The organism is Asticcacaulis sp., assembly GCA_024707255.1.
Taxonomy (GTDB): Bacteria; Pseudomonadota; Alphaproteobacteria; order Caulobacterales; family Caulobacteraceae; genus Asticcacaulis.
On record JANQAC010000002.1, the window covers coordinates 1,023,113 to 1,047,965 of the forward strand.

Genomic DNA, 24,853 nt, shown 5'->3' on the forward strand with positions numbered 1-24,853 from the left:
AACGAATGAGTAACCCTGTTACAGAGAACGGTGCGATGCCAAAGCCCCGCCTGAGCCGCGAGGAACGTCAGCAGCACATATTGAATGCGGCCCTGCGCTGTGTCCGGCGTTCGGGTTTCCATGGCGCCAGCATGTCAGATATTGCTGCGGAAGCGAAGATGAGCGTCGGCGTCATCTATCGTTACTTCGCCAACAAGGAGGCGATCGTGGAAGCCATTGTCGCCAATGATCTGGCGGAAATGCGCGCCATGTTCGCCGAGTGGGAAAGCGTTCCGGACGACGCATTGCTCGATACCCTGCTGGATACACTGGAGCGGGCGATTGAGCATAAATATACACTGGATAATGCCGGCCTGGCGCTGGAAGTCCTGGCGGAAGCGGCGCGTAATCCGCGCGTGGCGGCCATTGTCGAAAAGGCGGATGCGCAGGAGCGCGACCTGGGGCGCAGTCTGAGCCGCCGGATTTCACCCGGCCGAAATCAGGCGCAGCTTGATGCGCGCGGCGAAATTATCAGCATGATCTTCGACGGCATGATGATACGGGCGATCTCGAATCCGCGGACCGACCGCCAGGCCTTGCTTGCGGCTCTGCGCCAGGTCATGACCGTGCTTTTCACCTTGCCGGATCATGCCTAAAAGTACGTCGGTTACAAGTGTTCGCGTAACCAGGCAGACGTATCTCTGAAGGCTTTTTCGGCAATGTCGGAAATAGAGACGGCTTCCAGAAAGCTATGTGTCGCACCTTCATAAACGACGGCGCGGGTCTCGACGCCGGCGCTGCGCAGGCGACCGTCCAGAAGCAGGCTTTGCGTAGTCAGCACGTCGCACTGCGGCACGCACAGGTAGGCGGGCGGCAGATCATGCAGGTCCGCCAGCAGGGGTACGGCCAGCGGATTTGAGTGGTCCGGGGCGCCAGCGAGGTATTGAGACCAGAAATAAGACATTTCCTCGGCCGTCAGCATATAGTCCGGACCGCCATACTTGCGGACATCGTCCGCCGACAGGTCGATGCCGAAAGCGCCATAGTTGAATACAAGGGCACGCAGCCTGTTGCCGGCCCCGGCGTCGCGCAGAGAAAGGGCGGCGCTCAAGGACAGATTGGCGCCGGCGGAATCACCGCCCAGGGCCAGCCGGTCGGGATTGATATCAAGAGACACCGCGTGGTCATGGACATGACGAACGACAGCGACGACCTGTTCAAGCGCCACAGGGAAGCGCGCTTCGGGCGACAAGGCATAATCGACGCCAATGACGCAAATCCCCGCGCGTGCCGCGTATTCGCGCATAATGCGGTCATGTGTATCGAGGCTGAACATCACCCAGCCTCCGCCATGGACATACATCATGGCGGGCTTATTCGCGGTGCTGTCCGGGTTATAGATGCGGATGCGAACGTCACCGTGCGGGGTCGAGACGCTGTGCTCAACTGTGGAAAACATGACCGGACCGCCGGTAACCCAGGGGCGCGCACCTTTTCAGCCACCAGGCGGGCATTGACGGGATTTTTTGCCAGGCCGGCGCCATGCGTAGCATAGGCTTCACCGGTGATCCGGATAAAATCACGCACGCCGGGATCGAGGTTCGGGCCGGCCTGGGTTGAAGTCGTATTGAGCACAATTGAATCCTGTAACGCGAGTTCAATGACTTTTAGCGGCGCGCGGCCAGGCCGGACTACGATGTGCGGATCAATAAATGTTCCGAACGGGCCAAACGACGGCTTACCGGCTGGCGGTCGCCAGATAGTCGGCGGCGGTCGTCGGGCCTTTTGCGGCCGTGTCGGTGTGTTCGGCGATATATTTGCGGATCTCGAAGAAGAAGTTCGATCCTGACGGTAGGCCGACCTTGTCCCAGGCGGCATCAAGTGCCGCGGCTTTTTCCGGCGGGGTGTGGGCCGGCTGGATGATCATGAAGTCCCAGTCGGCCCCGTCGCTGTGGACGTAGAGCTGGCGGGGCGGCAGGCCGGCGAGTGTGTTGGCCTCGTCGCACTTGGCGATGAATTCGAGGAAGGCCTGATGCTGGCCCGGCGCGATGCGATAGATTTCGACCTGTGTAAGGGGCACCGCCGCGGGGGCAGGGGCGGGATCAACAACGGTGGCGGCGGGCGTTTTGGGTTTGGCGAAGGCAGGCGTGACGACCGTCAGCAGACCGGCGGCGATAAGGATGGACTTGATCATTATTTCGCTCCAGTGGCGGGATATTCATCGGCGAACCACGGCGTGACGGCGGGCACCACATCCGGCCAGACCTGGCTGAGATCATTGGCCTGATAGAGACGGCCGTTTTTCATAACTTGGGAAATCTTCCAGGCATTGGTGATGTCGGTGCGCGGGTCGGCATCGAGGATGAGCAGGTCGGCGAACTTGCCGGGCGTCAGGCTGCCGATCTCGCCGAGGCGACCGATGGTTTCGGCGGAACCGAGCGTGCCGGCGTGCAAAGCCTCTTCCGGCGTCATGCCGCCCATGACATGGGCTTCCAGTTCCCAGTGGAAGCCGAGGCCCGGCGTATTACCATGGGCGCCGATGCCGACGAGGCCGCCGGCGCGCTGGATATCCGCCGCGCCCTTGGCGACGGTCGGGAAGGCGTATTCCGACAAGGGGAGCCACTGGTCGAGGCGCGTGGTCATCTGCGCCAGGGCGAAATGCGGTGTGTAATAGCGGTACTTTTCGCTCGAAGACGGATTGTCACGGGCGATGAAATAATCCTGACCGGTGGCGCCGCCATTGGTGATCTGAAGCGTGGTCGTATAGCTCGTATGGCTCTGCGCCAGAAGCTGGATGACGTCCTTGTAGATCGGCAGGGCGACGAGTGCGTGTTCGTTGCCGGAATAGCCGTCCATAATCTGGCTGAGATCCAGCTTGAGCGACAGGGCGCCTTCAGTGGTCGGTTGCAGCTTTTCGTCGAGGGCGGCCATCTGCACCCATTCGCGCACCTTGCGCGAGCCGACGCGGTAGGACTTGATATTGCTCAGGCCATAATCGGCATGGAAACGACTGAGAACCTTCTTGGTTTCTTCCAGTGACGAGAAGCGATTGAAGCTGAACAGCGCCATGCCGGTGGAAGGCAGGCGCGGACCGGTCATCAGGCCGGCATCGAGCATGTCCTTGTAGACGATCTCGTCGATGGTCAGGGTCGAGGGATCGAAGCTGGTGGTCACGCCATAGGCCAGGCGTTCGCGCAAGGCCCAGTCCTCGCTATCGAGCACGTCACGGCGCACCGTGCCGATATGGTCGTGGGTATCGATGAAGCCCGGCATGATGGTCTTGCCGGTGACGTCACGGATCGTGGCATCAGCGGGCACATCGAAGCTGCCCAGCGGACCGATCTCGGCGATGCGATTGCCATCGATCAGGATGTCGGCATTGGCGATGGCCGGCGCATCCATGGGCAGGGCGGTGGCGCCGCGCAGGAGCAGCAGACCCTTCGGTTCATCGCGCGGGACGACGACATCGGCGTGGAAACGGGCGGGCTTGCCGGGATCGGGCATCCAGTTCGGCTTGTCGTCGAAGGTGATGCTGTCGAGCGCGCGCGTATAGAAGGTCGAGCCCAGGGCATAGGTCAGGGTCTTGCCATCGGCCGACCATTCCATGAAGTCGGCGCCGACATCGGTGATGCGACGGTGCTTCACCTTCGGATCGGACAGGTCGACCTGTTTCACATCGGCCGCCGGGCGTTCGATGACGTGCAACTGCTGGCCGATGATGGCGGCGATCCACTTGCCATCGGGTGCAAGACGCAGGGAATCCACCGGCACCGGGCCATCCTGGAAATACCAGCCAGGGCCATTGACTGACACAATATCGGTGACCGCGCCGGTTTTCAGGTCGATGCGCGACAGGCCGGCGCTGGTTTGCAGGTAGGCTGCGTCCGGCTCATTGGTGAAGGTCGGGCGCTGACCCATATAGGTGGTGACGATATCGCGCGCAGGATCGCCATTGACCGGCAGGCTGACGAGGGTGGCTTCGCGCGTGGCGCCATATTCCATGTAGAGGCGCAGGCGGTCGCGTTGGGCGGAGCGTTCGGCCAGTACCTGCGTACCGTCCGGCGTGAAGACCGGGTAGGTGTAGTAGTCCGAACGCGGGCTGATCTTTTTAGGCGCACCGCCATCAAGCACCACGGTCCAGACATCGCCGGCCTGGCGTGCCGACCAGGTGACATAGGTCAGCGACTTGCCGTCCGGCGACCAGGACGGTTGCCAGCCATCGGCGATCAGGCGTGGTTTGGTGTCGGCGGCGAGCGCCATGACATAGACCTTGCCGAGTGCCGAGAAGGCCAGTTGCGAGCCATCAGGCGACATCTGCGGCGTCTGGATGATGTGGGCGTGGACTGGGCCGGTGTCCTCGGTGATTGTTTGCCGGCTGAGCGCGCCCAACGCTAGCCGCACATGGGCGGTGAAGGGGATAGGCGTCGCCTGGCGATCCAGGGAAATGCGTTGGAACTTGCCGCCGACCGTGATCAGGATCGACCGGCTGTCGGGCGCGAAGCTATAGCGTGGCAGCAGGTCCAGCCAGCTATTGGCCTGGAGCTGGTCGTGCGTAACCGGGAAGGCCAGCCACCTGTCCTCGCCGGTTTGCAGGTTGTGCAGGCGCAGGCCGGTCTGGTTGTCGAAACGGGTGGCGTAGGCGAGGTAGCGGCCATCCGGCGAGACGGCCGGGCGGAAATAGGCGCCGGGATTGCGACTGTGTCCGGAGCCGGAGGGTTCAGCGATCAGGGTGGTTTCGCTGCCGGTGGCGAGATCGCGTTTGATGATGGTCCATTCGTCGCGCGCATCGGGATCGACCGGGCCGACATGGCGCGCCATGTAGAGTGACTTGCCGTCCGGTGACGGCGTGGCGCCCAGTGTACTCAGCCAGGTGTCGCGGCCCTGATCGGCGGTGGCCTTGGAGGGCACGATCAGGGTTTCCGTGCCATCCAGGCCATATTGCCAAAGCTCGTAGGCGTTATAGCTGGGGCGATAGCGGCTGAGGTAGACGGTCTGGCCGTCCGGCGCCCATTCGGGCGACACCAGTACTGTATCGTCATCACCGAAGCTGACCTGGTGGGCGCCCGTGCCATCGGCCTTCATGACCCAGAGATTGTCCGCCCCGGAGGCATCGCTGATAAAGGCGACCTGTTTGCCATCGGGCGAAAAGACCGGTTGCGACTCGAATGGCAAACCGGTGCGCAGGGGCTTGGCCGCGCCGCCTTTCGTATCCAGGGCGTAGATATCGCCCAGCATGTCGAAGACCATCATTTTGCCGTCGGGCGAAACGCCCAGCGACATCCAGGTGCCTTCATCGGTGTCGAAGCTGATCTTGCGCGTCGGCTTCAGTGGCAGGACCTGGCCCTTCGCCTGACGGGGGCGGACATTATCAACCGCGCCGGCGCCATCCTTGATCCAGCCGACAGCATTGCCGAAAGGCACGGGCAGGTCGTCATCATGGGCGTGAACGGCGGTGGCGGCGAACAAAGCCACAAGCGCGAAGAGGGGTAGGGTTTTCATTTCTGATAGACCGGGGGCAGGGCAGAAGGTTTGGCGTAGCGGTCGCGCAGCAAGGTCTGGCGGGTTTCGAGCGAGGCTTCGTGGCCCAGGACGAAGACCTTCCATGGGTAGGTGCCAGGCTCCAGCGGATCGCCATCCCAGATGACCAGGTCGGCCTCCTGGTCCTTCGCCAGGGTGCCATAATGGTCATTGAGGCCAAAGATAGCGGCGGGGTTGCGCGTCATGGCCGCCAGTGCATCCTCGTAGGGCAGACCATTGGCGACGGCCAGGCCAGCCACTTCGCGCATGGCTTCACCGGCATCGTAGGAGAGATAGATGGTGTTGCCAGAGGCGTAGAATGCCATTTGTACGCCGGCCTTGCCGAGGATGGCGGCGTTATCCAGCCGCGCGCCGATCTGGTCGAAGCTGATCGGCAGGTTATCCATCGGATCGAGGATGACCGGGATTCTGGCGGCGGCCAAGGCGTCGGCGCAGCGCCAGGCTTCGTCAGCGCCCATGACGGCGACGCGCAGTTTGAAGTCCTTTGCCAAAGCAATTGTCTGACGAATATCGGATTCGCGCTGGGTGACAATGACCAGCAACTGGCCTTTTAACACCTTTTGCAGGGCCTCGGCGTCGAGACGGCTGATCGGCTGATCGGGCTGGCCCGGCTTATAACGCCCGGCCTCGATCAGGGCATTGCGCAGGAGTTGCCACTGGGCGCTGCGCGAACCGCCGGCGGCGGAAAGCGTAGCGCTGCCGATCTGCACGTACATAGCGGCCTGGGGCCGTTCGAGAATGTCGCCAGTCTCTGTCAGGTGGATAGTGGCGGCCTGGCCCATGAAGGGCGCGGTGCCGGCGGCGGCCGGATAGGAGACCGCGCGGGTCAGGCCATCGGCGCGCGCCACGGGCAGCAGCACGCTGTTCGCGTTGAGCGCGTACTGGATGTCGAACGAGGCCCCCAATGTGGTGTTGCTGCTCGATTTGTCATTGGTCTCGTCGGCCGAACCCGTCTCGACCAGTCCAAGCTGGGTGGCGGCGTTCATCAGGCCGGGCGTAACCATCCGGCCGCCGGCGTCGATTACGGTGGCGCCAGCGGGCACGGCGCCGGAAGGGGTGACCGAGACGATCCTGCCGTCATGGACCAATACGGTGGCATCAGAAATCTTGCCGGCGCCGGACATCGTCCAAGCTTCGGCGTGGGTGATGGCCAGATCCTGCGCAAAGGCAGGGGCCGGCAGAAGGACGGCAAGCGAGAGAAGCGTGACGCGGATCATTGAACCACTCCTGCCTTTCGGCCAAGCTGGAAATCGCTCAGGGGCTGATAGGCCGGATCCTGGCGGTCATAGGCGATGGCGCCGTCAATCATGACGGTATCCGCCTTGGTATAGATGCTGAACGGATCGCCCGACCAGATGACGATATCGGCATTATAGCCGGGCGCGAGCGTGCCGATTTTATCTTCGAGACCCAGCACCTTGGCCGGATTGCTGGTGATCCATTTGATGATGTGTTCCGGCGGCTCCGGCAGGCCCATGTGCCGGCCGGCGGCCGCGGCCTTGGCGGCTTCGATATTCAGCCTCTGGCCGATGACCGGCGAATCCGAATGGACGGTGACGCAGGCGCCGGCGGCATCGAGAATGGCGGCATTTTCGCGGATGCCGTCATTGGCCTCCATCTTGAAGCCCCACCAGTCAGGCCAGACAATGGCGCAGGTGCCGGTTTTGGTGAACAGGTCGGGATTCTTGTAGCCCTCGACCGTGTGGTGGAAGGCGATGATTTTGAAATCAAACTCGGTGGCCAGGGCTTGCATCTCGGCCATGTCATCGGCACGGTAGCAATGGATATTGACCCGCAGGTCGCCGTCCAGAACAGCCGCCAGGGTATCGAGCTTCAGGTCACGCGATGGTGGCGGGCCGTGCGGATCGGCGTGATAGTGGTTCCACTGGTCACGATAGGCTTCGGCCTGGCTGAAAATATCACGAAAATTGGCCATTTCGCCTTGCCGGCTGTTTGGCTTCATACCCTTGCCGCCGTAATAGCCCTTGGCGTTCTCGCCGCACGACATCTTGAGGCCCGTTGGCGCATCGGGAAACTTCATGGCGGCGACCGAGGTGGCGGGGATCGAATGCAGCGTCACTGCCCGGCCGCCGATCTGCGGCGTGGAACCGGGCAGGATCTGGAGCGTGGTGACGCCGCCTTGCAGGGCGTAGAGGAAACTGGCATCCTGGGTATTGATGGCGTGCTCGATCCAGGTGTCGGCGGCGATCGGCGAACTCAACTCCGAGACATCGGACGAGTCGCTGTCGATCGAGGTCAGAGGCATCGAATAGGTGCCATCGTGGCTGTGCGGATCGATCAGGCCGGGGGTCACCCAGCGGCCCCTGGCATCGATGACGCGGGCATTGCCACCGTCGAGATGCTGGCCTACCGCGATGATCTTGCCGTCACGGCTCAGCACATCGGCATCATCGAAGCGATGACCGGCGCCATCGAGTACCGTGGCGTGGGTGATCAGCACATCCTGGCGGGGCAAGGGTTTGTAAGTGCTCGGATTGGTGCCGAGCAGGAAGGGGATGGGATGTTCCTGCGTTTTTTCAGCGGCAAAATCAGGCTTTGGCTTTTCGTCGCGTACGACAGGCGGTCGATGCGGCGCGCGGTGGGGTGTGGCGGCCCAGGTCGCGGGGCAAATGAGGGACAGAGCAATGAGGGGCAGCCAGACCCTGGAAAATGAACCCTTCATCGCAACAGCCCCTGTATCGTCAGTTTACGCTTATGAAATATATGGCAAAGGCCCGCCTCCGGATACCGGAAGCGGGCCTCTCTGGATCAGAACTTCCGCGTCAATGTCGCGGTCCAGGTCTGACCGGCGCCGTAAGTACAGCCGACCGAACCGGAGCAGCGGGCGACGTACTTGACGTCTGTAATGTTGCTGCCGTTCAGAGCCAGACGCCAGGCCGGGGTATCATAGTGGATGGCGGCATCGAACAGGGTTGATTGCTGACCCCAGATGCCCGCGCCATAGGAGCCCAGACTCTTGGAGTTGTAACGGACGCCCAGACCAAAGCCGAGACCGCCGAGCGCGCCGGATTTCAGCGTGTAGTCGGCAAACAGGGAAGCCTTGTCTTTTGGAGTCGTCGGCATGGGGCCACCAACTTCAGCCGGATTGTTTGAGGCCAGGACTTCACTGTCCGTATAGGTGTAGGAGCCGTTGATCGAGAACTGCTCGTTGATACGGGCCACAAACTCGGTCTCGAAGCCCTTGACCTCGACTTCACCGATCTGGGTGCTGATGAAGGTGGGGAAATAAACGGTCGAAACCACATTGGTCTGCTTGATATCGTAAACGGCCGCCGTGGCGAAAAGTTTCACGCCGTTGTCCAGTGTACGACCGTCATATTTGACGCCGATTTCCGACTGCTCGCCTTCGGTCGGCCGGAAGCCGGTGCCGATGACAGGCTCGAACGAGGTCGAGTAGCTGGCATAGGGAGCGACGCCATTGTCGAACAGGTAGTTGGCGCCGATACGGTAGGTGAATTTGCTGTCCTTGGTCGTCGTCGCGGGCAGATAGGTTTTTGTGACGATCTTGTCTTCGTCGTAACGGCCACCAATCGTGATAAACAGCTTGTTGATACCGATCTGGTCCTGGACATAGAGGCCGGTCTGCTTCAGGTCCTGGTCGTTGTAGGGATTCCAGGCCGGGTCGGTAAGGGAGGAAGCGTCGCTGTAAACCGGGTTATACAGGTCTATCGATGAGGCCAAGGCAAAGCCGTACTGGGCGAAGTTCTTGACATCGCGGTAGTCGATACCGGCCAGAACCTTGTGTGTCACGCTGCCGGTGGTGAAGGTGCCATCCAGTCGGTTATCGATGGCGAAGCTCTCGACATTTTCCATGTAGGGGAAGCTGTAGCGATCGACCGTGCGGTTATCGGCCTCAAGTGCCGCGCCATAGATCACCTTGCTGTTCTCGCGGTACTTGCTGTACTTGGCGTTCGACGAGAAGGACAGGTTGTTGCTGAATGTGTGCTTGTAATCGTAACCGACGGCCCACTGGTTGCGCTTGTAGATATTGTAATCCGGCTCGCCGAGATTGGCCGATTCACTGACCTGGCCGTTCGGGTTCGGCAGAAGGGTGCCCAGTTCCGGCAGGAAGCCGTTGGTGTCGCCATCAACCTCGTCGTCCTGCAGGTAGGCCAGACCCGTGAGGGTGTCGTTGTCGGTGATCTTCCAGGTCACGGTCGGGGCGATCAGGTCGCGCTTGGCCGAGACGCCGTCGCGCTCCGCGCCGCGATCGAGGTAAAGGCCGGTCAGGCGCGCCGAGACATTGCTGGACAGGGCGCCGGTGACCGTGCCGGCGATCGACTTGTAGTCATAGCTACCGAGCTTGCCCTGGATTTCACCGCCAAAATTGCGGCTGGCGCGGCGGCTGGTCTCGTTATAGAGGCCGCCCGGAGGCGAGTTGCCATAAAGCGTGGCGGCTGGACCCTTGATGATGCTGGCCGTATCGAAAGCGTAGAGATCCACGCCGGTCGAGAAGATGGTGGTGGTGACGGGCGCTGCCAGGCCGTCAACATATTGTTTCGGCGTGAAGCCGCGCAGGGTGACGAAATCGTAGCGCAGGTCGGGGCCATAGTTTTCACCGAAGGCACCAGAGGTGTAGCGTACCGCCTGTTGCAGGTCGGTGAAGCCGAGCAGGTCGATCTGGTCGCGGTTGATGACCGAAACCGACTGCGGAGTCCGGATCAGCGGGATGTCGGTTTTGTTGGCCGACATGGCGCCGCTCGGAACGAAGCGCTTGGACCTGATGATGACGACGGTAGAGCCGTCAACGGTTTCCCTGGTGGTCTTGAGGCCGTCGCCGGTGTCATCCTGCTGTGCCTGGGCGGCGCCGCTGATGCAGGCGGTCGCCACGGTTGCCAGAAGCAGAGCCCGTGTAATGGTTTTATTTATCGAAGTCCGTTGGGTCAGCATTTCAATTCCGCTCCTTATTGAATTGCCCATGACACGAAAATGTCTTGGTAACGTGACGAAACTGTAACTCTCTTTTTTTGAGGCCCGATGTCTAACTTAGGACAGTTTATCTTGCGATCAGGCCGCGTAAAGTGGATGTGGGATCCTATGTTGCCAAAGTGCTTCAGTTTCGGACGATTTGGGCGAAAAAAGGCATTCTGTGAGATAGTTTTTTGTGCGACGCAATATTCTTGAGATGTGTACGGAAATCAGGACGCAGTCTTTTTTCTTGCAAGGCGTTTGCGTGTCCACCACAGACTGATTCCCAGTCCGGCCATGGCGATCAGCCAGAAGCCAATGAGCAACTGCAAAATCCGACCGGTAATCCCGCCGATCTGGCCGGTATGCAGAGGGTAAATCGTATCAAGCACGAGCCGCGCCGGGCCATGCGCCTGACGGGCATCATACGCGCTTAAAATCCGGCCGTCATGCGCGTCTATATATACGGTTGTCAGCCCCCAGATTCGCGGTATTTCGCCATTCGCCCGCAGGCGGACCTTGTACCAGGGCGTGTCTTCGCCAGGCAGGGAGAAGCCGGAAAGGGTGGCGCCGGGATAGGGCGCCAAAGCTGCCGCCAGGGCGGCGGAGGGTTTGATTCTGGTTGTCCGAAGCCGGCCTTATCTCGGCGGGCACCGGGATTTCGGCTTTGAAAAGCCCCTCAAGGCCCTCGTCAAAGGCCAGCAGGACCCCAGCGGAAATGGTGATAAAGGCGGGTACGGCGATCCACAGGCCGACGGTACGATGCCATCCGTGGAGCAGGGGAACGCCGGCCTTGCCTTTCGGGCGGCTGAGCGCCTTCAGCCACTGGCCGGCGCGCGGCCAGGCAAGCTTGAGACCCAGGCCGATGTTTGTCAGGAGCAGGAGGCCGCTGAGACCAAGAAAGGCCCGGCCGGCATCACCCAGCATCAGGGCCATGTGAAGGTCGCTCAGGCGGTCGAATATATTGCCGTCGGAAAGGGTATCGTTGCGCCGGTCACGCAAGGGTTCGCCCTGTCCATCAACACGCAGAGTGCGGTCCGTATCCGCCCGGCTGTAAAAAATATCGAAACGGCTGGCGCTGTTATTGGCCGACCACACGGAAGACACGTGCGTGCCCGGTTCCTGAACCAGGCTGTCCAGTCTTGCACCCAGGCGTTCGGCCTGGAAAGCGGCGCGGGAGCCGGCAACACCGGCGTCGTCAATATCCCAGCGGAAGACGATCAGGCAGCCGGTGACCGCCTGAAAGACCCAGAGGGCGGCAAAAACGAGACTGACATAACGGTGGATGGTCCTGATCTGCATGGTTCGTCTCCCGTTTATTCAGTGTCAGGTGTATGCGCGTTGCGATACCCGTAAAATACGTAGATCAGCACACCGGCCAGCAGGTACAGTCCGAGGAATATGGCGGGCAGGACGTCGCCGCGTCCGGCCTGCGAAAGGATATCCATGCCGACGGGTATAACCATGCCGAAGCACAGCACTATGGCCAGCAAGGGAACATAGCCGATCCAAACCTTGCCGATCGAGAAACCGCCAAGCGGTACGCGGAAAGGGCGGGGCAGGTCAGGACGGCGATTGCGCAGCCAGATCAAGCTGAAGGCGACGATCGAAAAGGCGAGCGCCGTGCCGAAACTGACCATGTCGCCCAGCACGGAAATGGGCAGAAAGGCCGCGATGACCGCTGAGGTGAGGCAGACGGTGATCGTGCCCCACACGGGTGTTCGTAACCTGGGGTGGACCTTCGAGAACAGCGGTGGAATCAGCCCGTCACGGCCCATGGCGTAGCAGATGCGCGAATGACCGTAGCCATTGACCAGCAGGACGGAAGCAAGGCCGGTCAGGGCGCCGATCTTGATGATGAAGGCAAAGGCCGGCTGGCCGATGCGATCGACCGCGACGGCGATCGGATCGGCGACCCCAAGTTCCTTGTAGGGCACCAGGCCGGTCAGGACGGCGGCCACAGCGATATAAAGGGCCGTGCAGACAAAGAGCGCGCCCAATATGCCGATCGGCATGTTCCTTTGCGGATTTTTCGTTTCGCTGGCGGCGGTCGATACGGTTTCAAAGCCGAGGTAGGCGAAGAACAGTATGGAGGCGCCGCGGACGATGCCCTGCCAGCCGAAGGCGAAGCCGCCCTCATTGGCCGGAATGAAGGGGGTCCAGTTGGCCGGGTTCACCGCACCGGTGCCGACAGCCACGAACGCGATGAGCACGGATATCTTTATGAAGACGAGGATGGTGGTGACGAGGGTGGACTTGGAAACGCCCGCCGACAGGATCACGGCGCTGATCAGCAGCGCGATGGCGGCGATCAGGTTAACCCCGCCGCTCAGTGAAAAGCTGGTCCGTCCGTCCACCACCGTTGAGACGACAGACGGCGTAGACAGCCAGGCCGGTATATTGACGCCGAAATCAGTGAGCAGGCTGACCAGGTAGCTGGAAAACCCGACAGCGAGTGCAGAGCCGGCAAGGCCGTATTCGAGCATCAGCAGCCAACTCAGCCCCCAGGCCACAACCTGGCCCAGGGTGGCGTAAGCGTATGTGTATGATGAACCGGAGACCGGGATGGTCGAGGCGAGTTCGGCATAGCACAGGGCGGTAAAGCCGCAGGCGGTCGCGGCCAGCAGAAACGACAGTATGACGGCTGGTCCGGCGAAATGGGCGGCGGCCGTGCCCGTCATCACATAGACGCCGGCGCCGACAATGCAGCCGATTCCCAGCAGCATGAGCTGGAAACCGTCCAGAGTCCGATGCAGGGGATGCTCTTCAGCCTGCAGGGCCTCTATGGATTTTCGGGCGAACAGTCTGGCGGGCATGATTGGCTCCGGTGCTGGGGCTATGTGTAAGGCAGCAGAATTATCGGACGTATAGTATGCGGATAATTTTTAACGCGCTGTGTCTGGCGCGCTACAGCGAATGGAGCGCAAATCATCTATAACGGGCCACATGATGACACGCAGCACGCATGGTGAAGATTATCAGAAGGTCAATCGCCCGATCGCCGTGCTGATTGACGAATATTCACCGGATCATGTCGATCCGCCGCACAGCCATGAACGTGCCCAGTTGCTGTACGCCACATCTGGCGTGATGTCGGTCATAACCGATGAGGTCAGTTTCACCATTCCCCCACAGCGCGGCGTATGGATGCCGGCCGGTGTCCGTCATGAGGCCCACTGCCGGGGGCATGTGTCGCTGCGCACGCTCTATGTCGAGCCGGATGCCGACAGCCGGATGCCGAAGCGCTGCCAGACGCTGAAAATATCGCCCTTGCTGCGTGAACTGATTATCGAGGCGGGCAACCTGCCGATCGAGTACAGCCTCAATGGACGTGAGGCGCGCATAATGGAACTGATTCTCGATGAGATTGCCGAGGCGGTTGAGCATCCGGCATCGGCGCTCAACATACCGATGCCAAAGGATCCGCGCCTCTCGCGCATTTGCCGGAAGATCATGGATGATCCGGCGGCGGAAGATGATCTCGATCACTGGGCCGCAGTGGCCTGCATGGGGCGCCGCACCTTCACGCGCGCTTTCCGCCGGGAAACGGGCATTACCTTCTCAGAGTGGCGGCAGCAGGTCAGGCTGGCGGAGGCGGTATCCATGCTGGCCTCCGGCAAGTCGGTGACGACGGTTGCTTACGAGGTCGGGTATAACAGCCCCAGTGCGTTCGGCACCATGTTCCAGCGCGCCTTCGGTACGCCGCCCAGCCAGTATTTCAGCCAGCTCACAAAGCCGGTCGCGGGCGCCTGATCAGCGGGCCGGATTCTGCCGGCGCATCTCCGTCGCTAGGTCGGTTTCGCCCGCGCGGTCCAGCGCCGCCAGGATTTCATCATATTCCTGCACGGCTTCATCCTGTCCCATCTTGAACGCCGCCTGCACATCGGTAATCCGGGCGTGAAAGCCTACTACGCCCTGCGCCAGCCGTGCCGCGCGTTCGCCCATGTCGTCCAGCGACCAGGCATTGTCGCGGCCCGCCTCCATTGTATCGATAAGGTCGCGCAGGAGCATCTCTATGCCGGGGGCATCTTCAATCAGGCGGATGTCGCAATCGAAAGCGATGCTGGCATAGTTCCAGGTCGGGGCCTGGGTGCGGTCTGTCAGCCATGAGGGCGAGATATAGCCATGCGGTCCCGTAAGCAGCAGGAGGGCGCGGGGGTGAGCGCGCAGGTGCGCGATCTGGGGATTGTTGCGCCCGAAATGCCCGATCAGCCCGGCCAGCCGGCCATTTTCCAAATATGGCCGGACCGGAAGCTGGGTCGCGCCAAAGCCGCCGGCAGCCGTAACGATCCAGGCAAATGGATGGCGGGTGACGATATCGAGGATATCGGCGTCGGATTTCGGGGCATATTTGGCGGGTTTCGGGTCCATGCGCCGGTTCTAGCGCGATAACCGCAAGGGTTACAGCCGCTATTCAGGCCCAACGGTCATGTTTTCGGGCCAAATCCAAGGAAGATGTGCTGGTGCCGGTTGCAGGAATCGAACCCCCGTTTGCGTCAGCAAACAAAAGACCAGACACACGGGTTCATGCAGGAAATGAATGAATCAGTAAAGGTGGGAGTGCTGGTGCCGGTTGCAGGAATCGAACCCGCGACCTGATGTTTACAAAACAACTGCTCTACCATCTGAGCTAAACCGGCGCGCACACTCCGAACCGTCAGGTCCGAGGAGGGGTCTTATGCCGATGGCCGCGCGGCTTGTCCATATCTCATGCGCGGATTTTTTTGCTCATTTGCGCATCATCCCTATATTTCAACCGTCGAAATGGTTTATGACCACGGCCTTCTCATCATTAGAGAGCTGAAAGACCACTATGTCCCGCATCCTGATCACCTCCGCGCTTCCCTATATCAATGGCATCAAGCACCTCGGCAATCTGGCCGGTTCCATGCTGCCGGCGGATGTGTTCGCCCGGTTCCAGAGGGCGCGGGGACATGAGGTGCTCTATATCTGCGCCACCGACGAGCACGGCACGCCGGCTGAGCTGGCGGCCGCCAAGGCTGGCCAGGATGTCCGCACCTATTGCGACGAACAGCATCTGATCCAGAAGAACGCTGGCGAAGCTTTCGGTCTGAGCTATGACTGGTTCGGCCGGTCTTCCTCGCCGGAAAACCGCGAGCTGACGCAGGCATTCTGTGAGGCGCTGGATCGGAATGGCCTGATCGAAGAACGGGTCGACAAGATGGTCTTCTCCATCGATGACGGCCGCTTCCTGCCAGATCGCTATGTTGAAGGCACCTGTCCGCACTGTGGTTACGACAAGGCGCGCGGCGACCAGTGTGACAATTGCGGCCGCCTGCTTGACCCCACCGACCTGATCAATCCCTATTCGGCGGTTTCCGGTTCGCGCAACCTCGAAGTGCGCGATACGCGCCATCTCTATTTGTTGCAAACCAAGGTCGAACCGCAGTTGCGCGAATGGATCGCTGGCAAATCGGAATGGCCGCAACTGGCGCTATCCATCGCCAACAAGCATTTGGAAGAGGGCCTGATCGACCGCGGTATTACGCGCGATCTGAAATGGGGTGTGCCGGTGACCAAGGATGGTAAGCCGCGTCCCGGTTTTGAGGATAAGGTCTTCTATGTCTGGTTCGATGCGCCGATCGAGTATATCGGCAGCACAAAAGAATATTTCACCGACTTGTCTCGGAAGAATGGGAGCAATCCCGACGACTGGCAAAAGTGGTGGCGCCTCGACCAGGGCGCCGATGATGTCCGCTATGTCGAATTCATGGGCAAGGACAATGTCGCCTTCCACACGGTTAGCTTCCCGGCCACCATTCTGGGCTCCGGTGAGCCGTGGAAGATGGTTGATACGCTGAAGGCTTTCAACTGGCTCAACTGGTATGGCGGCAAGTTCTCGACCTCCATGAACCGCGGCGTCTTCATGGACCAGGCACTGGAAATCCTGCCGGCCGATTACTGGCGCTGGTATCTGATCGCCAACGCGCCGGAAAGTTCGGATTCGTCGTTCACCTGGGAGCAGTTCCAGGCCACGATCAACAAGGACCTGGCTGATGTGCTCGGCAATTTTGTCAACCGCATCCTGAAATTTACCGAATCGAAGTTTGACGGCATCGTACCGGCAGGCGGCGAGGCCGGGCCGCTGGAAGAAAAGCTCTATGCCGATATCTCGGCCCTGCTGGTCGAAGCGACCGAGGCTTTCGAGGCGATGGAAATGCGCAAGGCGGCGCAGGCCGTTCGCCGTATCTGGGTGCTGGGTAACGAGTATCTGCAGGAAGCCGCCCCGTGGACGGCCTTCAAGACAGATGTCGAGCGTGCCGGCGTGATCGTGCGCCACGGCCTGAACCTGGTACGTCTCTATGCCACCCTGGCCCAGCCGATCATTCCGTTTGCCGCGCAGAGCATTGCCGATTGCGTTGGGGTTGAATTGCCGCTGGCCTGGCCGTCGATGGACGCAAAGGCTGAACTGAGCCAGTTGCCGGCCGGTCAGAAGGTGCAGTCCGGCGAAGTGCTGTTCAAAAAGATCGATGACGATATGGTCGCCGAATGGGCCGCGCGATTCGGCGGCAGCGAGGCATAAAGGTTACGGCGAATTCAGTAGGCGAACCGTTATCGCTGCGTATACTCCGTTTCATTACGAACGAATGATCGGGGGTAAGTCATGAATCTCGTCCAGTTCCTGTTCAGCTTTCAGGGGCGCGTGCGCCGTCTGCATCTGTGGCTGTTTTTCCTTGTCCTGTCGGTGCTTTACGGCGGCATTTTCTGGCAGTTCGGCCATATCCATGTCGATTACGGCAGCGGGTGGGCACATGGTCGCCATGACTGGTATGGCCCCGGCTTCTGGTTCATCGAGCACAATCCGGGCTTCGGGCTTTTGGGAATCGTGGCGATCTGGATGAAGCTTGCGGTCATCGTCAAGCGCTGGCACGACCGCGAAAAGTCCGGCTGGTGGATACTGATCACCCTGATCCCGTTTATCGGCTGGCTGTGGCAACTGATCGAGTGCGGCTTCATGGACGGAACCCAAGGTCCGAACAAATACGGGCCGTCACCGAAAGGGCTTTGACCGCCGAAGCGTTTCTTTAAAATGCCAGATATTTTGAAGTTTATTGCCGGAGGGCTGATTCTTTCCCGGCTTTTTAGAAGGGGGAATATGTCTCTGTTTCAGACACTCTTTAGGCTCAGGACTCATTGATTGATCCAGAAGGCTACGGTAGCGGCGATGAGTATGGCTGAGAAGAATGTGTGTGCGCATCGTTCGTATCGTGTGTGTATGCGTCGCCAGTCCTTCAGTTTTGCAAACATGTTCTCGACCTTGTGGCGCTGTTTGTAGAGCCGTTTGTCGTAGTCGACCTGGATTTTTCGGTTTTGCCTTGGCGGAATGCAGGGCGTAATACCTTTTTCAATCAAGGCTTTGCGGAACCAGTCAGCGTCATAGCCACGGTCAGCCAGCAGGTCTTTAGCCTTGGGCAAAGAGTCAGGCAGCAGGGCCGCACCTTTATAGTCGCTCATCTGGCCTTCGGACAGAAGCAGCACCAAAGGCCGCCCCTGGCCGTCTGTCACAGCGTGGAGCTTTGAGTTGAGGCCGCCTTTCGTGCGACCGATGCAGCGGGAAAGAGCCCCTTTTTAAGGAGGCTTGCCGCCGTCCGATGTGCCTTCAGATGGGTTGCATCGATCATCAGCCGGTCGGGTTCACGGGCATGTCCGGCCAGAGCCGCGAAAATGCGGTTGAACACACCCAGCCGGCTCCAGCGGATAAACCGGTTGTATAGCGTCTTGTGTGGGCCGTAACCTGACGGCGCATCTTTCCACTGAAGTCCATGTTTTATAACGTAAATAATCCCGCTCACAACCCGAAGGTCATCCACACGCGGTACCCCGTGCGACAGCGGAAAATAGGGACGGATGCGGTGGAACTGGCGCTCAGACAGCAAAAACAAATCACTCATGGCAAGTCACTCCTGAAAAGAGTGAAACACAACAAACCTGATTTGGGAATCCTGTTAATCAACAGGTCCTGAGCCTAGGGACCTTGTTCCATTGGTTGATGTTTTACTTATGAATGGAAATGAATCTGCACACGATTTTTTATGGGGTGAAAATCGCAGCGGTTACTTCGTTCACCTTAAAAGGCCGATTGATTTCTAGTTGATCGAACCGTTGTTTGAGATTCCAGACTTTATTAAAATTGATAGAGCCACGAATTCAATTGAATGTGAAAAGAGTTGGGTTACCCTCAAGGGAGGGGTGAAAGGTAAAATTTCACTTGCTAAAAAAATCAGGTGGCCTTCTGGGCCTTTTCTTTAAAAAGTGGCGGTGTTTAATCCAGATTAAGCGTCAGGTCGTCCAAAGCGTCATAGCCGGACCTAATCGCCGCCAGATGGGCGGGGGCATGGTTCAGGACATAGGCAAAAAAGATGCGCATCAGTTTGATGCGGTTGGTCAGCCAGATTTTGTCCCCGTTTTCCAGTTGTTCACTCGCGGCCACGGCGCCTTTCAGCAGCAGCCAGCCGCCGACCAGATCGCCGGAAAGCGTCAGGTAGGTCGTGGCGGCGGTGGCGACATCAAGGGGCGCGGTCGCTTTTTGTAACAAAAGATAATCCGTGGCAGCGGAAAAGACCGCAAGCGCGGATTTCAAGACTTCACAATCTGCCTTGAAATCCGCCGGCAAGTCACTGTCCAGGAAAGATTTTATATCGTCGGCAAGTTCCTTTGCCGCCATGCCGTCGCTGCCGAGCTTTCGGCCGACCAGATCGGCGGCCTGAATGCCGTTGGTGCCTTCATAGATCGGCGCGATGCGGGCGTCGCGGTAATATTGCGCGGCGCCGGTCTCCTCGATGAAGCCCATGCCACCATGCACCTGGACCCCGGCGGACGCCACTTCAACGGCACGATCCGTGCTCCACGCCTTGGCAATGGGCACCAGAAAGTCCTCCCGGCGTTTGTGGCGTTCGGCATCATCGCCGCGCTTGACTGCATCGATAGCCGAGGCCGTCAGCATACAGATGGCGCGCGCGGCCTCGATCTTGGCTTTCATCACGGCCAGCATCAGACGGACATCCGGATGATCATAGATCGGCGCATAGTCCTGACCGGTGATCAGTGACTTGCCCTGCCGGCGTTCCAGTGCATAGTCTTGTGCCTTCTGCCAGGCCGCATCGGCCAGGCCCACGCCTTCAAATCCGACCGCCAGGCGTGCGGCATTCATCATGGTGAACATGGCCGCCAACCCGCCATTGGGCGGGCCGATCAGTTCGGCTTGTGCGTTCTCGAACGACATGACGCAGGTGGGGGAGGCGTGGATGCCCAGCTTGTGTTCCAGTCCAACGCATTTGACGCTGTTGCGCGCGCCGAGACTGCCGTCCACATCGACCAGAAATTTCGGACAGAGGAACAACGAAATGCCGCGCGTGCCTTTAGGCGCATCGGGCAGGCGGGCCAGCACCAGGTGGATGATATTTTCCGAGCCATCATGTTCACCCCAGGTGATGAAAATCTTCTGGCCGGTAATGCGGAAGGTGCCGTCACCATTGGGTTCAGCTTTGGTGGTCAGGGCCGCCAGGTCGGAACCGGCGCCGGGTTCGGTCAGGTTCATGGTGCCCGACCATTCCCCCGCGATCAGCTTCGGCAGGAACAGGTCTTTCTGGGCTTGCGTGCCGTGTTCATGGATGGCCTCGATGGCGCCCTGGCTCAGGGTTGGCAGCAGGGTAAAGGCCATGTTGGCGCCGTGGAACATATCAAAACAGGCTTGCTCCAGCATTTTTGGCAGGCCCTGTCCGCCATAGGCCGGATCGGCCGCCAGACCGTACCAGCCGCCTTCGGCATAGGTTTTTATGGCCTCCAGGAAGCCCGGCGCGATCACGACCCGGTCGCCTTCCAGTCGGGTGCCACCCAGATCGCCAGCGCGATTAAGCGGCGCCAGCACATCCCCGGCCAGTTGCCCGGCGGCGTCGAGCACGGCGTCACGCAGGTCGGAGTCGAAATCCGGGAAAACGGCGTGACCATAGCTGTCCGACATGCCGATGACATGATCGAGGCAGAAGGTGATATCCTTGAGACTGGGGCGGTAGGTCATTTCGACTCCCTGTTTTTCAGGCAGTCTATGACGGAGAAAATCGCACCGCAAGTTTAATTTACGCGAACGTCAACTTTGATTAAATTGTAATCATGACTATTGCATTTGTTTTTGCATGACCCCTTATGACGGGTAGTGTATGCAAGGCGTATCTGAGGAGAGTGGCCGTTATGACAGATCTGACCCCGACCAGCTATAATCGTTATAGCCGCTATATTCACTGGCTGATGGCCTTCCTGATCCTGTTCATGGTCTTCCTGGGGTGGCGCTTCGAGGATAAGGATACCTTCCTGCTCAATCGCGCCAACCTGCATAAGTCGATCGGTATAACGATTTTGCTGCTGACTTTCCTGCGTATTGGCTTGCGCCTGGCTTACAAGGCGCCGCCGGAGCCGCCCATGCCGAAATGGCAGGCCCTGGCCGCCAAGGCGCTGCATCTCGGCTTCTATGTGGTGATGATCGCCCTGCCATTGTCGGGCTGGCTGATGGTCTCGACCTCAGCGCGCGAAATTCCCTTCTTCGGTATGGCCTGGCCGCATCTGCCGGTGCCGCAGAACCACGAAACGCACGAAACCTTCGAGACTGTGCATGGCCTGTTCGCCAAGCTGATCTTCTACGTCATGATCCCGCTGCATGTCTTGGCGGCGCTGAAGCACCAGTTTGTCGATAAGGATACGGTGGTCGAGCACATGGTGCCGGGTCTGACCCCGCGGCCGATCCTCAATTACCGCTGGCTCCTGCCGATCGGCGTGGTCGCATTGGCCGTGGCGCTCGGTTTTGGCATCTACAGTGGTACGCCGCTGAATGAGGGCCGGGACGCGCCGCCACCGCCGGAGGCCGCGGCCGAATCCGCCTCAGTCGAAGCGTCGGCCTCAAATGCCGCGTCTTCGACCGAAACCGCTGCGAGCGCGTCGTCTGCGGCCGCGGTGACCAACTGGATCGTCGACAAGTCAGCCACAACCATCGCCTTCGCCACCACCTTTTCCGGTGAGGTAATCAATGGTGGATTCAGCAGCTATACGGCCAGTATCGCCTTCGATCCGGAGCAACTCGACTCATCGCACGTCAAGGTGACGATCGATCTGGCCTCGGTCAATTCCGGCGATAGCGACCGCGACGGAACCTTGAAAAGTGATGCCTTCTTCAATGTCGCGGCCACGCCCAAGGCGATTTACGAGGCATCCAGCTTCACCAAAACCGACGCCACCCATTTCGTCGCCAGCGGCAAGCTGACCATGCACGGCACGACCAAACCGCTCAACCTGCCGTTCACGCTGAATATCAAGTCGGGCGTCGCCACCATGTCGGGTACGGTCGATCTGGATCGCACGGCCTTTGGCGTTGGCACGGGTGACTGGGCCAAGACGGATTCGGTACCGGCCAAGGTGACCGTGAAAATCAACCTGAAGGCCAAAGCGTCAAAATGAGTGACGTCGATGCGGCGGTAAGCGCTCTGCGTGAGGGTGCGCTGATCCATCTGCCGACCGAAACCGTCTATGGCCTGGGCGCGCGCGCCGACGATCCGGAAGCGGTCATCAAGGTCTTCGAGGCCAAGGGACGGCCGCGTTTCAATCCGCTGATCGTCCATGTGGGTGAAGTTGATCTGGCCGAATGGATCGGTGTGTTCGACGACCGTGCGCGCGCCCTGGCGAAAGCCTTCTGGCCGGGACCACTGACCCTTGTTGTGCCGGTGCGCGATTCCGGCCCGGCCTGTGATCTGGCGCGCGCCGGGCTCGACAGCGTGGCCCTGCGGATGCCCGCGCATCCGATGGCGCTGGAAATACTGCGCGGTTTCGGCGGCGGTGTGGTGGCGCCTTCGGCTAATCGCTCTGGCCGGCCCAGCCCAACGACGCAAGCGGATGCCTATGAGGAAACCGGCGCCTTTGTGCAGGCGTCGCCGGATGGTGGTGATTGTCCGGTGGGCGTGGAATCAACGGTTGTCAGTTTAATGGGGGATGCTCGCTACCTGCGTGCTGGTGCCGTAACGCGGGCGCAGGTCGAGGCGGTGATCGGGCCATTGGCCCCGGATGAAGCCGAAGGTCACCGCTCGCCTGGACGGCTAAGCCTGCACTATGCGCCGGATGCGCCGGTAAAGATCAATATTGATACACCGTCCGCCGGTGCTGCCTATCTGTCTTTCGGCCCGACGGATTACAATGGCCCGGTTATCCAGCTCAGTACCACGCGGAATTTGCATGAAGCGGCCGCAAATCTCTTCCGGGCTTTGCGCGAGGCCGATCGTCTTAAGCCGCCGGTGATCGAAATCGCGCCTATACCGGAAGAGGGCATAGGTGAGGCAATCAATGATCGCATCAAACGCGCGGCGGGATTTGTCGGCTAGAGCGCAATCCGATAAAGTGGATGCCACTTTTCGTATAAATTGTGCGGTAAAACAAAAAACTTAGATCAGGATATGTTTTGATAGAATCAAAACATATCCTGATCTAAGCGGCCTTCTTCTTTGTCAAAAGGGCCGGCTGCGGGCGGGTAAATACCCAGTCGCTTTCCTGCGATAGATCGGCGCGGAATTGATAGTCGGCCACCCTGAAGTCCTTCAGGCCGTCGATCCGGTCGATACGGTTATCAATCATGTATCGCGCCATCAGGCCGCGCGCCTTCTTGGCGAAGAAGGAGACGATCTTCGCTTCATTGCCCTTGATCTCCAGAAAGCGTGGACTGACGACCTTGGCCTTAAGCGCCTTGGTCAGGGCGGCGCGCGAATATTCGGTGCTGGCCAGGTTGACGAGCGTGTCATCGCCTTGCGCTTTCAACTCCTCGGTCAGGCTTTTGGCCAGGCTGTCGCCCCAGAACTGATAGAGCGACTCCGCCCGTCCTGTTTTCAGTTGCGATCCCATTTCCAGGCGGTAGGGACGGATCAGGTCAAGCGGCCGCAGTACGCCGTAAAAACCAGACAGGACGCGGACATGATCCTGCGCCCAATGCAACCCGGCTGCATCGAGCGTGCGGGCATCGAGGCCGCTATAGACATCGCCATCGAACATGAAGGCGGCGGCGCCCGGTGTCTGGTCTTCAAAGCCCTGATACCGCTCATAATTCAGCTCGCTGAGCGCCGGTGAAATATCCATCAGTTCGGCGATCTGCTTCGGCTTTAATCGCTTGAGGCTTTTCAATAGTTTTGCGCTCTGTTCTGAAAACCGCGGTTCTGTAGGGTTAATGCCGCCATCGAATGGCGTGAGGTCGAGTGACTTGGCAGGCGATAAAAGAGTGAGCATGAACGTTTTTTTTAAGCTTTGCGGTTTAGGGTGCGCGTCACCGGCCAACATACGGATGTTCGACATCTAAAACAATAGAGCCGGCCTGACGTTCAGGACAGAGGCCAGTAGCGTTCCAGTTGCTTAAGTGTACCCGTAACCGATTTCGGCAGGTCCGATCTCGGCGCGTAAGTGTATGACCAAGACAATAGGGGAGCCATCCACATGCCCGTATCCGCCGGTACTGTACTTGTTCTGGAAGACAGCCGCGTCCAGGCGCAACTGATCTCGCGTATGCTCACGCCGCTGGGCTGGTCGGCGGTGCTGAGCTTCGATCACAAGATGGTTTTCCAGCAACTTAAGGCGTCGCGCGTCGATCTGCTGCTGCTGGATGTCTATGTCGATGACGGCAATACCCTGACCTTGCTGCCGGAGATCCGCGAACTGGCGCCGGGCGTGCCGATCGCCATCATGAGTGCCGGCGGAGCGGGTGGCGCGGCGCTGAATTCGACCCTAAATGCCGCGCGGCGCGCGCAGGCGGATTTCGTCCTGCCCAAGCCCTTCGCGCCCGACGACCTGGCTATTATTCTTGATGAGGCCGCGAAGATGCGCCGCGCGCCGGTTCGGCCGAAGCATGTGCTTGTGGTCGATGACTGCCGCGTGGTCCGCAAGCTGACGACTACGGCGCTGGCGGAGGAGGGCTACCGCATCAGCGAGGCGCGTTCGATGGAGGAGGCATTCGATCGCGTCGATATCGCCCACGTCGATGTCGTCATTACTGATATCTTCATGCCGGGCATGGGTGGAATCGAGGGGATCCAGATCATCAAATCGACATGGCCGAAGGTAGCGATTGTTGCCATGTCTGCCGGCTCGGACAATCGCGTGGGCAATGCTCAGGCGCTTTCCGCCGCCAAATATATGGGGGCGGATGCCCTGCTGCCAAAGCCGTTTTCCGCCACCGACCTGACCTATCTGATTGAAGCGATCCTGAGTGAAGCCGGCACCGTTGCCTGACAGGATGGCTTTATGGTTATCTGCCTGTAAACCACAATAATGGTTAAGCAAATAACTTGCATGTAAGTGGTATCTGGAAACCGTAATTGTAATATATTGCCGCATGAATCATGAAAGCTGGCGCATATAAGGGCATCTG

General features: G+C 59.8%; 20 protein-coding genes and 1 tRNA gene. 7 read left to right on the forward strand and 14 right to left on the reverse strand.

The window, feature by feature from the left end; translation table 11 throughout:
• Positions 1-35 precede the first annotated feature (35 nt).
• On the forward strand, positions 36-635 hold the full coding sequence (locus NVV72_16095) for a TetR/AcrR family transcriptional regulator (GenBank protein MCR6660783.1): 600 nt from the start codon (positions 36-38) through the stop codon (positions 633-635).
• Positions 636-646: 11 nt separating this feature from the next.
• Here NVV72_16095 and NVV72_16100 read toward each other — a convergent pair whose 3' ends face one another.
• The 9 genes from NVV72_16100 to NVV72_16140 form a co-directional block, all read right to left on the reverse strand.
• The gene (locus NVV72_16100; GenBank protein MCR6660784.1) at positions 647-1,438 is read right to left on the reverse strand and encodes an alpha/beta hydrolase fold domain-containing protein; all 792 of its coding nucleotides are present in this window, start codon (positions 1,436-1,438) and stop codon (positions 647-649) included.
• Positions 1,439-1,717: 279 nt separating this feature from the next.
• On the reverse strand, positions 1,718-2,173 hold the full coding sequence (locus NVV72_16105; GenBank protein ID MCR6660785.1) for a hypothetical protein: 456 nt from the start codon (positions 2,171-2,173) through the stop codon (positions 1,718-1,720).
• Complete coding sequence (locus tag NVV72_16110) at positions 2,173-5,478, reverse strand: amidohydrolase family protein (protein MCR6660786.1); 3,306 nt, start codon at positions 5,476-5,478, stop codon at positions 2,173-2,175. The genes NVV72_16105 and NVV72_16110 overlap by 1 nt, the downstream gene beginning before the upstream one ends.
• Positions 5,475-6,734, reverse strand: a complete 1,260-nt coding sequence (locus NVV72_16115; GenBank protein ID MCR6660787.1) for an amidohydrolase family protein — start codon at positions 6,732-6,734, stop codon at positions 5,475-5,477. The genes NVV72_16110 and NVV72_16115 overlap by 4 nt, the downstream gene beginning before the upstream one ends.
• Positions 6,731-8,200 (reverse strand): amidohydrolase family protein, encoded by a 1,470-nt coding sequence (locus tag NVV72_16120; protein ID MCR6660788.1) that lies wholly within the window; start codon positions 8,198-8,200, stop codon positions 6,731-6,733. The genes NVV72_16115 and NVV72_16120 overlap by 4 nt, the downstream gene beginning before the upstream one ends.
• An 86-nt stretch (positions 8,201-8,286) precedes the next feature.
• Positions 8,287-10,428 (reverse strand): TonB-dependent siderophore receptor, encoded by a 2,142-nt coding sequence (locus NVV72_16125; protein ID MCR6660789.1) that lies wholly within the window; start codon positions 10,426-10,428, stop codon positions 8,287-8,289.
• A gap of 248 nt (positions 10,429-10,676) precedes the next feature.
• Entirely contained in the window at positions 10,677-10,994 is a 318-nt protein-coding gene (locus tag NVV72_16130; GenBank protein ID MCR6660790.1) for a PepSY domain-containing protein, read from the reverse strand.
• Positions 10,894-11,748, reverse strand: coding sequence for a PepSY domain-containing protein (locus NVV72_16135; protein MCR6660791.1), 855 nt, complete (start codon positions 11,746-11,748; stop codon positions 10,894-10,896). Before NVV72_16135 ends, NVV72_16130 begins: the two co-directional genes overlap by 101 nt.
• Positions 11,749-11,762: 14 nt before the next feature.
• On the reverse strand, positions 11,763-13,262 hold the full coding sequence (locus NVV72_16140) for an amino acid permease (GenBank protein MCR6660792.1): 1,500 nt from the start codon (positions 13,260-13,262) through the stop codon (positions 11,763-11,765).
• Between the two features lie 130 nt (positions 13,263-13,392).
• Between NVV72_16140 and NVV72_16145 the strand changes: the two genes are divergently transcribed.
• The gene (locus tag NVV72_16145) at positions 13,393-14,199 is read left to right on the forward strand and encodes a helix-turn-helix transcriptional regulator (protein MCR6660793.1); all 807 of its coding nucleotides are present in this window, start codon (positions 13,393-13,395) and stop codon (positions 14,197-14,199) included.
• Here the strand turns inward: NVV72_16145 and NVV72_16150 are convergent, their stop codons facing one another.
• Positions 14,200-14,817: an FMN-binding negative transcriptional regulator gene (locus NVV72_16150; GenBank protein ID MCR6660794.1), complete on the reverse strand. Its 618-nt coding sequence runs from the start codon at positions 14,815-14,817 to the stop codon at positions 14,200-14,202.
• Between the two features lie 193 nt (positions 14,818-15,010).
• Positions 15,011-15,086 (reverse strand) — tRNA-Thr (locus NVV72_16155).
• 173 nt (positions 15,087-15,259) lie between these two features.
• Here NVV72_16155 and metG point away from each other — a divergent pair.
• Together metG and NVV72_16165 are read left to right on the forward strand one after the other, a co-directional pair.
• Complete coding sequence (metG, locus tag NVV72_16160) at positions 15,260-16,990, forward strand: methionine--tRNA ligase (protein MCR6660795.1); 1,731 nt, start codon at positions 15,260-15,262, stop codon at positions 16,988-16,990.
• Positions 16,991-17,071: 81 nt separating this feature from the next.
• Entirely contained in the window at positions 17,072-17,476 is a 405-nt protein-coding gene (locus NVV72_16165; protein ID MCR6660796.1) for a DUF805 domain-containing protein, read from the forward strand.
• Between the two features lie 122 nt (positions 17,477-17,598).
• On the opposite strand, the gene NVV72_16170 is transcribed toward NVV72_16165, so the two are convergent.
• A protein-coding gene (locus NVV72_16170; protein MCR6660797.1) for an IS5 family transposase occupies positions 17,599-18,359 on the reverse strand; the annotation gives its coding sequence in 2 pieces (ribosomal slippage) (positions 17,599-18,026 and positions 18,026-18,359; 762 coding nt in all).
• A 371-nt stretch (positions 18,360-18,730) separates the two neighbouring features.
• Complete coding sequence (locus NVV72_16175; protein MCR6660798.1) at positions 18,731-20,485, reverse strand: acyl-CoA dehydrogenase family protein; 1,755 nt, start codon at positions 20,483-20,485, stop codon at positions 18,731-18,733.
• Between the two features lie 170 nt (positions 20,486-20,655).
• Between NVV72_16175 and NVV72_16180 the strand changes: the two genes are divergently transcribed.
• Positions 20,656-21,912, forward strand: coding sequence for a YceI family protein (locus NVV72_16180; protein ID MCR6660799.1), 1,257 nt, complete (start codon positions 20,656-20,658; stop codon positions 21,910-21,912).
• Positions 21,909-22,826 (forward strand): L-threonylcarbamoyladenylate synthase, encoded by a 918-nt coding sequence (locus tag NVV72_16185; GenBank protein ID MCR6660800.1) that lies wholly within the window; start codon positions 21,909-21,911, stop codon positions 22,824-22,826. The genes NVV72_16180 and NVV72_16185 overlap by 4 nt, the downstream gene beginning before the upstream one ends.
• A 103-nt stretch (positions 22,827-22,929) precedes the next feature.
• Here NVV72_16185 and yaaA read toward each other — a convergent pair whose 3' ends face one another.
• The gene (gene yaaA, locus NVV72_16190; protein ID MCR6660801.1) at positions 22,930-23,718 is read right to left on the reverse strand and encodes a peroxide stress protein YaaA; all 789 of its coding nucleotides are present in this window, start codon (positions 23,716-23,718) and stop codon (positions 22,930-22,932) included.
• A 204-nt stretch (positions 23,719-23,922) separates the two neighbouring features.
• Between yaaA and NVV72_16195 the strand changes: the two genes are divergently transcribed.
• The gene (locus NVV72_16195; GenBank protein MCR6660802.1) at positions 23,923-24,714 is read left to right on the forward strand and encodes a response regulator; all 792 of its coding nucleotides are present in this window, start codon (positions 23,923-23,925) and stop codon (positions 24,712-24,714) included.
• Positions 24,715-24,853: the final 139 nt, after the last annotated feature.